The organism is Streptomyces sp., assembly GCF_035563135.1.
GTDB lineage: Bacteria > Actinomycetota > Actinomycetes > Streptomycetales > Streptomycetaceae > Streptomyces.
Genome location: NZ_DATMVN010000797.1, coordinates 1 through 10,665, shown reverse-complemented (window position 1 = coordinate 10,665; position 10,665 = coordinate 1). Strand labels below are relative to the sequence as shown.

Annotated in this window: 9 protein-coding genes and 1 pseudogene; 5 read left to right on the top strand and 5 right to left on the bottom strand. The window is 73.0% G+C overall.

The window, feature by feature from the left end:
- Nucleotides 1-18 precede the first annotated feature (18 nt).
- Nucleotides 19-762, bottom strand: coding sequence for a bifunctional DNA primase/polymerase (locus tag VN520_RS35405; protein WP_325751051.1), 744 nt, complete (start codon nt 760-762; stop codon nt 19-21).
- Nucleotides 763-903: 141 nt separating this feature from the next.
- Nucleotides 904-1,542, bottom strand: coding sequence for a TetR/AcrR family transcriptional regulator (locus VN520_RS35400; protein WP_325751050.1), 639 nt, complete (start codon nt 1,540-1,542; stop codon nt 904-906).
- A gap of 156 nt (nt 1,543-1,698) precedes the next feature.
- Here VN520_RS35400 and ddaH point away from each other — a divergent pair, with 156 nt between their 5' ends.
- Together ddaH and VN520_RS35390 are read left to right on the top strand one after the other, a co-directional pair.
- On the top strand, nt 1,699-2,541 hold the full coding sequence (gene ddaH / locus VN520_RS35395; RefSeq protein ID WP_349256086.1) for a dimethylargininase: 843 nt from the start codon (nt 1,699-1,701) through the stop codon (nt 2,539-2,541).
- A gap of 39 nt (nt 2,542-2,580) precedes the next feature.
- Nucleotides 2,581-2,781: pseudogene (locus VN520_RS35390) on the top strand (SGNH/GDSL hydrolase family protein); the annotation flags it as partial.
- A gap of 41 nt (nt 2,782-2,822) precedes the next feature.
- On the opposite strand, the gene VN520_RS35385 reads toward VN520_RS35390, so the two are convergent.
- Complete coding sequence (locus VN520_RS35385; protein ID WP_325751048.1) at nt 2,823-3,836, bottom strand: small ribosomal subunit Rsm22 family protein; 1,014 nt, start codon at nt 3,834-3,836, stop codon at nt 2,823-2,825.
- 166 nt (nt 3,837-4,002) lie between these two features.
- Between VN520_RS35385 and VN520_RS35380 the strand changes: the two genes are divergently transcribed.
- Nucleotides 4,003-5,319, top strand: a complete 1,317-nt coding sequence (locus VN520_RS35380) for a hypothetical protein (RefSeq protein ID WP_325751047.1) — start codon at nt 4,003-4,005, stop codon at nt 5,317-5,319.
- 123 nt (nt 5,320-5,442) lie between these two features.
- On the opposite strand, the gene VN520_RS35375 is transcribed toward VN520_RS35380, so the two are convergent.
- Nucleotides 5,443-6,837: a Bcr/CflA family multidrug efflux MFS transporter gene (locus VN520_RS35375; RefSeq protein ID WP_325751046.1), complete on the bottom strand. Its 1,395-nt coding sequence runs from the start codon at nt 6,835-6,837 to the stop codon at nt 5,443-5,445.
- Nucleotides 6,838-6,923: 86 nt separating this feature from the next.
- On the opposite strand from VN520_RS35375, the gene VN520_RS35370 reads away from it, so the two are divergent.
- Complete coding sequence (locus VN520_RS35370; protein ID WP_325751045.1) at nt 6,924-7,931, top strand: Gfo/Idh/MocA family oxidoreductase; 1,008 nt, start codon at nt 6,924-6,926, stop codon at nt 7,929-7,931.
- A gap of 26 nt (nt 7,932-7,957) precedes the next feature.
- Here VN520_RS35370 and VN520_RS35365 read toward each other — a convergent pair whose 3' ends face one another.
- Nucleotides 7,958-9,625: an alkaline phosphatase D family protein gene (locus tag VN520_RS35365; protein WP_325751044.1), complete on the bottom strand. Its 1,668-nt coding sequence runs from the start codon at nt 9,623-9,625 to the stop codon at nt 7,958-7,960.
- Between the two features lie 142 nt (nt 9,626-9,767).
- Here VN520_RS35365 and VN520_RS35360 point away from each other — a divergent pair, with 142 nt between their 5' ends.
- Nucleotides 9,768-10,523, top strand: coding sequence for an SDR family oxidoreductase (locus tag VN520_RS35360; RefSeq protein ID WP_325751043.1), 756 nt, complete (start codon nt 9,768-9,770; stop codon nt 10,521-10,523).
- Nucleotides 10,524-10,665 lie beyond the last annotated feature (142 nt).

Genomic DNA, 10,665 nt, shown 5'->3' with positions numbered 1-10,665 from the left:
GGCCGTCCGCCACCGCTCTCAGCGGCTGAGCGGCCAGGCCACCGCATCGTGGTCGAGGTCACTCGCGTCGGCCGTGTCCGCGTACTGCGCGCAGGCGTCGGTGAGCGTCTCCAGCAGGGTCAGCGGGTCGGGCAGCGGGTTCTCCGGGCCCCGGATCCAGTGCACGTCCAGCTCGCCGGGGAGCCGTGCGGGGGGCAGGAGGACGTAGCTGCCGCGGCAGTGCCAGCGGAGTCCCGGATGCTCGTCCATGGTCTCGGGGTGGCAGTCCAGCTCGCACGGCCACCACTCGTCCTCGTCGTCGGGGGTCCCGCGGGTGGCGGTGAAGAAGAGCATCCGGTCGGCGCCGGACCGGGCGACGGGACCGACGTCGATGCCCGCCGCGGTGAGCCGTTCCAGAGCCGCGTGCCCTGCCGCGAGGGGGACGTCGAGGACGTCGTGGATGATGCCCGTCGCGGTGATGAAGTTGGCCAGCGGCTGGTTCTGCGCCCAGCGCTCGATCTGCGCGCGGTCCGTCGTGGACTGTGTCTGCCAGGCGAACGAGAGGGGGTGGCGCGCGGGGGTGGGGCAGCCGATGCGTTCGCACGAACACCGGTAACCGGACGGGTGCGCGGCGGGTGAGATCGGCATGCCGGCCTCGGCCACGGCCAGGAGCAGCGCCAGCCGCGCCGCGTCGTCGGCTTCCGGCTGTGGCTTCGGCCGCCGGCGCAGCCACTGGGAAATCCTGCCCTCTGTGCCGCGATAGCGGCCGGAATCGGCGCCCATCTATCCCCTCACCTCAGCGGTTACCTCTCCATGGTCGCACCATCCTGCTCCTCGGGTGGCCGGAGTTCCCGAGCGGGGTGCTCGGGCCGGGGGGTGCGGGCCGCCGCACTCGCACGGAATGTCATGGAATGCGCACCTGCTTCACGGCCGGTCGAGGAACCCGCGCAGAGCGTGGTCGACGACCGCGTCCGCGTACGCGTGGGTGAGCGGGAGCGTTCTCAGCAGCCAGCGGTGGGCGAGCGGGGCGATCAGGAGCTCCAGCGCGATACGCGGATCGAGGTCCGCGCGGACCTCTCCGGCCTCCTGGGCGGCGCGCAGGCGTGCGACGTACAGCTGGAGCTGGGGTTCGAGCAGGTTCTCGACGAACTGGGCCCCGAGTGCCGGATCGATGATGCCCTCGGCGGCCAGGGCCAGGGTGGGGGCCTCGGTGGCGGGGTCGTTCAGTTCGTCGACCGTGGCCCGCAGGACCAGTCTGAGGTCGGCCGCCAGGTCCCCGGTGTCCGGGATGGCGTACTCACCGCCGTCCCCGGCCCCGGCCGCCTCCGCCGCCTCCGACGCCTGCCGGGCGCTCATGTCGAGGAAGGCGTCCATGAGCACGGCCGCCTTGGACGGCCACCACCGGTAGATCGTCTGCTTGCCGACCCCGGCCCGGGCGGCGATACCCTCGATCGTCGTCCTGGCGTAACCCACCTCGCCGACCAGCGCGAGCGCGGCGTCGTGGATCGCGCGGCGGGAGCGGTCGCTGCGGCGGCTGGAGTCGGGCGTCTTGTGAGGTGACATCCGGCAAGCCTACGACCCGCGGCCCGATACGTATCGTCTTGCCCGGTGCCGGGCCCTCCCGTGTGAACCACCCGAACGGATCACTGTGCGGCGGCCCGGCTCGGCGCACCATGAACTCACGCACCCACCCCGTGCGCATCCCACCGTTCCGCGGCCGTGGCCGCCGTTCGTGAGGAGCCTGCATTGACCCGTGACGCCACCCCTCGTCGCTACCTGATGTGCGCCCCGGCCCACTTCCAGGTGACGTACTCCATCAACCCGTGGATGGACCCGTCCAAACCCGTGGACCTGCCGCTGGCCACCACCCAGTGGGAGGACCTGCGCGACCGCTACCGGTCGCTCGGCCACACCGTGGAACTCCTCACCCCCCGGCCCGGTCTGCCCGACATGGTGTTCGCCGCCAACGGCGCCACCGTGATCGACGGCCGGGTGCTCGGCGCCCTGTTCGCCTACCGGGAGCGGTACGCGGAGGCCGAGGCGCACCGGGAGTGGTTCCGGGCCAACGGCTTCACCGAGATCCACGAGCCGGCCCATGTCAACGAGGGCGAGGGCGATTTCGCCGTGACCGCCTCGTACGTGCTGGCGGGCCGGGGCTTCCGGTCCAGCCCGCTCTCCCACGACGAGGCCCAGGAGTTCTTCGGGCGCCCGGTGATCGGCCTCGACCTGGTGGACCCGCGCTACTACCACCTGGACACGGCACTGTGCGTGCTCGACGACGCGGCCGACGAGATCATGTACTACCCCGGGGCCTTCTCGGCGGGCAGCCGGTCCGTGCTGGCCCGGCTCTTCCCCGACGCGTTGCAGGCCGGCGAGGCGGACGCCGCCTCGCTGGGCCTCAACGCGGTCGGTGACGGACGGCACGTGCTGCTCCCGCAGGCCGCCACGGGTCTCTTCGGCCCGTTGCGGGACCGGGGCTTCGAGCCGGTCCCGATGGATCTGGGCGAACTGCTCAAGGGCGGCGGCAGCGTGAAGTGCTGCACCCAGGAGCTGCGGGCCTGACGGGTCCGCGGGGCCCCGCTCCGCTGGGGCCCGCACGCGGCCCGTGCCAGCAACGAGGTCAACGACTGGATCCGGCACTCCGGCGAGTTCGACGCGTACGTCGACTTCGACGAGGCCCTCGCCTCCCCCTCGGACCCCGACCGCCCCGATCCCGCCTACGACCACGGGGACGCGCTGCACCCCGACGACGCCGGTTACCGGGTGATGGCGCGGGAGGTCGCCGAGGTCCTCGGCGGGTGACGCCGCAGAGCGCGCGTGACGGCCGGACGGACGTCCACCGGCTACGCGGCGTCAGGTCCCTCCGGTGCGTCCGCCGGCGGCCAGGGGTCGCCCCACGCGGTGTCCCGGGCGGCACGGTAGAGCGTGCCGTGCCGCTTGGTGACCGTGGCCCGCCGCAGTCCCTCGTCCCGGGTGCAGAGCTCCAGCAGCACCTGGCCCTTGCGGATCTGCGGCCTGCGGATGACCCGTTCGCGGGCCGGCCGGACGGGGAAGCGGGTCGCCACGACGTAGCTGAACTTCTCGTCCTCGTGGCTGAGCGAGCCGCCCTTGACCTGGCGGTGCAGGGACGAGCGGCTGACCCGCGCCGAGAAGTGGCACCAGTCCGTGCCGCGTTCGACGGGGCAGGCGTCGTCGTGCGGGCAGGGGGCGGCGACGGTCAGTCCGGCGGCGATCAGCCGGTCGCGGGCATCGATGATCCGCTCGTATCCGTCGGGGGTGCCGGGCTCCACGATCACCACGGCCTGTGCGGCCGTCGCGGCGGCGTCCACCACCGCGGCCCGGTCCCCGGCCGTGAGCTCCTTGAGCACGTACGAGACGGTCACCAGGTCCGTGGGCGCCGGAGCCGGTGACGCGCCGATCCTGGCCCGCTCCCAGGTGGCGGCCCGCAGCGCGGGGATGCCGGAGGCCCCGGCCAGCTCACGCCCGAGCGCGAGGGCGGGCTCGGACCAGTCCAGGACCGTCGTCCGCGGCCCGTCCCAGGCCCCGGCGACCGCCCAGCTCGCCGCGCCCGTGCCGCCCCCGATGTCGGTGTGGGTGGCGGGCGCCCAGTCCGGCGCGGCGTCGCGGAGGGCGGCGAGGCAGGACCGTACGGCTTCGAACGTCGCGGGCATCCGGTACGCGGCGTACGCGGCGACGTCCGAGCGGTCCCGCAGGATCGGGGCGTCGGTGGGGGTGGTTCCGCGGTAGCTGGCGATCAGCCGGTCGACGGCCTGCGCGGCCTGCCTCGGGGGCAGCCCGTCGAGCAGGGCGGCCAGCGCCGCACGCAGGGCTTCCGCGGTGGGGAGGGTGGCGTTCACCGCCGAATTGTAGGCACTGCGGCCCCTCCCCCCGCAGTCCGGTGGTCCGGCACGGAACCGGGACACGACGGCTACGGAACCGAACTGCTCTTCGCCGCGGGCCCGTTGTTACGCTGGCCGACGCCGTGGACGGGGACTGTCCAGGGGTTGGCTCATCGGGGGGACCATGAGACAGAGGATCGTACGCCTGGCTCTGGTGGGCGGGGTGCTCGTCCTCGCCCTGCTCCTTCTGCTCACGACGTGCGGGGGCGGCGGGAGCGAGGGCGCCGGGGGCGAGGACGGGCCGGAGAAGCCCGCGAGGAGGAGCGCCGGCCCCGCGACGCAGCTGGACGTGCCCCCGGAGTACACGACGCGGCGCGGCTGGGAGGTCGTCGGCGCGGGGCCCGATTACGCCCTCTCCCACACGACGGGCCGGCTGGCCTACCTGGAGGAGGTCTCCGGCCACCGTTACCGGCTGCGGACCCTCGACACGGAGACCGGCCGGGCCGGCTGGAGCGGCGAGGCCTGGCGGCCGCCGGAGCCGCCGGGCTTCCCGAAGCTGCTCACCGTCGCCAAGGACGACCGGCAGTTCTTCGTCACCTGGTCCTTCGGGAAGGCCGGCGACGGGCTCACGCCCTCGGGGACCTTCGTGTCCCTCGACGTGTACGACGCGGTGGACGGGGAACGCCGGCGCGTCGAGGTGCCGTGGACCGGTGCGCCGACCGTCACGGCGACCGGCCCGGGGGTCCTGATCAGCGACGGCAGGGCGAACAGCGCGGTCGTGGACCCGGTCAGTGGTGAGGTGTCCAGGATCGCCGCGTCCGCGGTGGCGTATCCGAAGGGCTGCACGGCCTGCAAGCAGCTCACCGAGGTGCGCGGGCAGACGGCGAAGGGCCTGCTGCTGAGCGGGGCCCGCGAATTCTGGGTGCGGGGCGGCTGGTACAGCAGGAGGACCGCGCCGAAGGGCGCCGACCCGGCGACGGGGGTGCCGACCTCCGTGGCGCCGGGGCTGATCCTGGCGAAGTGGCAGCTCGCGCAGGGGGCGAAGCGGGCCGCCACGCACCAGATGTGGACGGTCCACGACGCGGGGAGCGGGAAGCCGCTCGTGTCGGTGGAGTGTCACACGCCGGCCATGGAGCCGGGGCGCTATCCGCAGGCCGTCGTCTCCCCCTCGGGGGGTTACCTGGTCGCGGGGAATCTGGCCTTCGACCTGGAGGCGAAGAAGGGCTTCTGCTTCGAGGAGGAGGGCGGGGCGGCGGGGCTGACGCTCGCGTCCGTGACGGACGGCGGCAGCGCCTACGGCGCGACGACCGCGCGCGACGCGGACGAGGCACTGGACGGTGAGGGCGGCGGTCCGGTCAGGATGAGCTTCACGACCTGGGGCGTCGACACGCTGCCCCCGAACACGCGGCTGCCCGAGGCGGAGACCTCCGGCGTCGGCATCTTCCGCTGGACGGACCGCGAGGACCGGCTGCACTTGCTGGGCTACCCCCGCGTGGGCTGAACCGGCCGGCCTTCCCCTCTCTCTCCTGCGGCCACGACGGAGCCGGCCGGGCGCGGGCGTGCGAAGGCCCGGGCGGGTCGTCCCGCCCGGGCCTTCGCAGGTCCGCCCCCGCAGGGGCGCCGGTCAGCCCTTGAGGGCCGGCCCCCGGGCGGCTCCCGTGTTCTGCCACGGCCTGCACAGCAGCAGGAAGCACGCCACCGCGGACAGCGCGCAGACCACCTGCACGACGGCCATCGGCACGGCGGTCTTCTCACCCGCGATCCCGACCAGGGGTGAGGCGATGGCACCGATCAGGAACTGGCTCGTACCCAGCAGCGCGGAGGCCGAGCCGGCCGCGTGCCTGGTGCGCATGAGTGCCTGCGTGTTGGTGTTGGGCATCGCCAGGCCCATCGCCGACATGAGCACGAACAGCCCGGCGGCCACCGGCAGCAGGCCGGCCTCGCCGAGGACCCCGGAGGTCATCAGCAGCAGGGCGATCGCCGCGACGGAGATGACGGCGAGGCCGAAACCGAGCGCCTTGTCCAGGCTGACCCTCCCGACGAGCAGCTTGCCGTTGATCTGGCCGACGGCGATCAGCCCGATGGAATTGATTCCGAACAGCAGGCTGAAGGTCTGCGGCGAGGCGCCGTAGATCTCCTGCACGACGAACGGGGACGCGCTCACATAGGCGAAGAGCGCGGCGAAGGCGAGGCTGCCCGCGAGCATGTACCCGGTGAACACCCGGTCGGCCAGCAGCCCGCGCATGGTGCGCAGCGCGTCGCCGACACCGCCGGTGTGGCGCTGGGTCGCGGGGAGCGTCTCGTGGAGCCACTTCCAGACGACCAGGGTGAGCAGCACGCCGACGAAGGTGAGGACGACGAAGATGCCGCGCCAGTCGGTGAACTGGAGCACCTGGCCGCCGATCACGGGGGCGATGACGGGTGCCACTCCCGAGATCAGCATCAGGGTGGAGAAGAACCGGGCCATCTCGTCGCCGTCGTAGAGGTCACGTACGACGGCCCGGGAGATCACGATGCCGGCGGCGCCGGCCAGCCCTTGGAGGAGGCGGAAGCCGATGAGGAGTTCCGCGGTGGGGGCGACGGCGCAGATCGCGGTGGCGATCACGTAGACGACCATGCCGAGGAGCAGCGGTGTGCGCCGGCCCCAGCGGTCGCTCATGGGTCCGACGACGAGCTGGCCGAGCGCCATGCCCAGGAGGCAGGCCGTCAGGGTGAGCTGGACGGTCGCGGCCGGGGCGTGCAGCGCGTCGGTGACCTCCGGGAGAGCCGGGAGGTACATGTCCATCGAGAGGGGCGGCAGTGCGGTGAGTCCGCCCAGCACGAGGGTGACCAGGAGGCCGGCCCGTCGTGCGGTGGTCGTGGAGGCCGCCGGGCTGCCCGGCGTGGTGGTCGTGGAGGCGGCCGGGGCACCCGCTGCGGTGGGGGTGGCGGTGGCCGTGGCGCCCTGTGCGGCGCCCTTGCTGCTCGTCGGTATGTGCTCTTGTCCTTGCTGGGCCCGGCTCGCGCCGCTGTCCGGCATCCTCGTCTCCGCTTCGTTGAATCCGCATCTATGCTCTCAGGTCAGTCGTAGTGGTCGATACCTTTTTCGGGTGAGGGCGGGCGGGCATGAGCGGGACTGTGCGTTGGGGTGTACTGGCGACGGGCGGCATAGCCGCGACCTTCACGGGGGACCTGCTGGCGATGAAGGACTCCGGGGCCGAGGTCGTGGCGGTCGCGTCCCGCTCCGAGGTCTCCGCGAAGGCCTTCGCCGAGCGGTTCGGGATCGAGCGGGCGTACGGCAGCTGGGCGGAGCTCGTCGCCGACGACTCCGTCGACGTCGTCTACGTCGCCACCCCGCACTCCGCGCACCGGGAGGCGGCCGGGCTCGCGCTGGAGGCCGGCAAGCACGTGCTGTGCGAGAAGGCGTTCACGCTCAACGAGCGTGAGGCGCGGGAGCTGGTGGATCTGGCCCGGGAGCGCGGGCTGTTCCTGATGGAAGCCATGTGGACGTACTGCAATCCGCTCATCCGCCGGATGACCGAGCTGGTGCGGGACGGCGCGATCGGTGAGATCCGCACGGTGCAGGCCGACTTCGGCTTCGCGGGGACGTTCGGGGCCGAGCACCGGCTGCGCGACCGGGCACTGGGCGGCGGCGCGCTGCTGGACCTCGGGGTCTATCCGGTGTCGTTCGCACAGCTCCTGCTGGGCGAGCCGGACCGGGTGCAGGCCGACGCGCTGCTGTCCCCGGAGGGCGTCGACCTGAACACCGGGATGCTGCTGGGCTGGGACTCGGGCGCCACCGCGCTGCTGAGCTGCTCGATCGTCGGGGACCTGCCGACCGTCGCGTCGGTCACCGGCACGGCGGGCCGGATCGACTTCCCGCAGGGCTTCTTCCACCCGGAGTACTTCCTCCTGCACCGGCCGGGCCGGGAGCCCGAAAAGGTCGTCACGGGCCCGGGGCCGCAGGGCCTTTCGGGCATGCAGTACGAGGCGGCCGAGGTGACGCGCGCGCTCCTGGCGGGCGAGAAGGAGTCCCCGCTGGTGCCGCTGGAGGGTTCGCTCGCCGTGATGCGGACGCTCGACGCGGTACGTGACCGGGTCGGCGTCCGCTATCCGGCGGACGACCGCGGCTGACCCCGCGCGAAGGGCCGGGTGCCGGGTTACGCGGGGGTGAGCCCCGGGTTCCCGGCCTCGGTCACGAAGGAGCCGGCCGTGGTGACCGGCGCACCGGGTGTGGTGACCGCCGGGACCGTGCGGAAGTCGGCGCGCGCCTGCTCGGTGCCGAGGGTGACGAGGGCGTAGCCGCGGCGGCCGTTGTAGAACTTCATGTGCGGGTTGGCCTGGGTCAGGTTGTTCCAGTTGGCCGGCTTCTCGGAGCCGTCCTTGCCGCTGGCGATGGAGGTGGCCACGATCTCCGTGCCGACGGTCCGGGACGCCGGGTCGTCGAAGTCCTTCTTGAGGTCGAAGCCGTAGCCGACGTGCACGTCGCCGGTCAGGACCATCAGGTTCTCGATCCCGGCGGCCTCCGCGCCGTCCATGACCCGCTGCCGGGAGGCGGGGTAGCCGTCCCACGAGTCCATGGACAGCTTGTAGGCATCGGTCGGCACGTCACGCCGCCGGGAGAAGGTGACCTGCTGCGGCACGACGTTCCACCGGGCGTCGGAGGTCTTCCAGCCGTCGAGCAGCCAGCGTTCCTGGGCGGCGCCCGTCATGGTGCGCGACGGGTCCTCGGACTCCGGTCCGGGGACCTTCCAGCCGTCGCCGTACGCCTGGTTGCTGCGGTACTGGCGGGTGTCGAGGATGTCGAACTGGGCGAGCCGGCCGAAGCGCAGCCGGCGGTAGAGCCGCATGTCGGGGCCGGTGGGGCGCTGCGGGGTGCGCAGCGGCTGGTTCTCCCAGTACGCGCGGTAGGCGGCGGCCCTGCGCAGCAGGAACTCCTCCGGGGGGACGCTGTTCTCCGGGATGTCGCCCGCGTAGTTGTTCTCGGTCTCGTGGTCGTCCCAGGTGACGACGAAGGGGTGCGCGGCGTGGGCGGCGCGCAGGTCGGGGTCGGACTTGTAGAGGCCGTACCGCATGCGGTAGTCCTCCAGCGTGAGCGTCTCCCGGTTGTAGTGGTCCGGCAGGACGCGGTCGGTGTACCTGCGGGCGCCTCCGGCGGCGTTGACCGCGTACTCGTAGAGGTAGTCGCCGAGGTGGAAGACCACGTCGACGTCCTCGTCCGCGAGGTGCTGGTAGGCGGTGAAGTAGCCGTCGTGGTACGCCTGGCAGGAGACGGCGGCCAGGGCCAGGGAGCTGTTGCGGGCGTAGGGGGCGGGCGCGGTGCGGGTACGGCCGGTGGGGCTGATCCAGGTGCCGGCGCGGAAGCGGTAGTAGAAGTTCCGGTCGGAGGCGAGGCCGTCCACGTCCACGTGGACGGTGTGCCCGAACTCCGGGTGGGCGGTGGCGGACCCGCGCCGGACGATCCGCCGGAAGCGTTCGTCGCGGGCGATCTCCCAGCGGACCTGGACGCGCTCGGCGGGCAGCCCGCCGTCGGCCTCGTACGGGCGGGGCGCGAGTCTCGTCCACAGGAGCACGGAGTCCGGCAGCGGGTCCCCGGAGGCCACGCCGAGGGTGAAGGGGTCCTCGGTGATCCTGCGGGCGTCCAGCTCGGCGGCGGCCGCCGTACCCGCGCCGGGCAGGTTGACGGCGAAGGCCAGCGCGGCGGCGGCACCGGTGACGGTGAGGAAACGGCGGCGGTCCACCCCGGAGCCGAACCTCTGCGCGGCGCTGCGCAGCTCGGCGGAATGACCGTGCCGGCCGGACGGCCTGCTGTTCTGTGCGGGTGTCATGTGCCCCTCCCCTGCCGGATGTTGTCAGAAGCATTGGAATGCGGAGGGACGACCTGCCGTCGGCGGGTGCACAACATCCTTATGGCGGTGCGATGAGCACCGGGTGCCGGCCGCCGTGAAACGTCCCGTACGCTGCCGGGCCATGAACGCTGAGCAGAAAATCGCTGTCGTCACAGGTGCGGGATCGGGCATCGGCAGGGCGGTCGCCCTCACCCTCTCGGGCGCGGGCTGGACGGTGGCCCTGGCGGGGCGGCGGGCCGCGGCCCTGGAGGAGACGGCCGCGGCCGCCGGCCCCGGCCCCGCGGTGTGCCTGCCCACCGACGTGAGCGACCCGGAGGAGGTGGCCGCGCTCTTCGCCTCCGTGCGGGACCGTTTCGGCCGGCTGGACCTGCTCTTCAACAACGCGGGGACCTTCGGGCCGGGTTCGGTGCCGGTCGAGGACCTCGCGTACGAGGACTGGCGGACGGTGGTGGACGTCAATCTGACGGGGACCTTCCTGTGTGCGCAGGCGGCGTACCGCGTGATGAAGGAGCAGGACCCGCAGGGCGGCCGGATCATCAACAACGGCTCCGTCTCGGCCCATGCGCCGCGGCCGCGGTCCATCGCCTACACGGCGACGAAGCACGCGGTGACGGGCCTGACCAAGTCGCTGTCGCTGGACGGACGTCCGTACCGGATCGCGTGCGGGCAGATCGACGTCGGCAACGCGGCGACCGACATGACGGAGCGGATGAGTACGGGCATCCTCCAGGCCAACGGCCAGGTGGCGGCCGAGCCGGTCATGGCTGCGGACGACGTGGCCCGGACGGTCCTGCACATGGCGGAGCTGCCGCTGGAGGCCAATGTGCAGTTCGCGACGGTGCTGGCCACAGCCATGCCGTACGTGGGCCGGGGCTGATCCGTCCCGGTCCGCGCAGGTGCGGCGCCGGCCCCTGAGCGGCGGGGTCCGCCCGGGTGGACGCGGCCCGGGGGCCGCCCCGGCACCCTCACCGTCGGACCGGGGCCGGGGGCACGGGGACACGGGGATCAGGGTGGGCGGG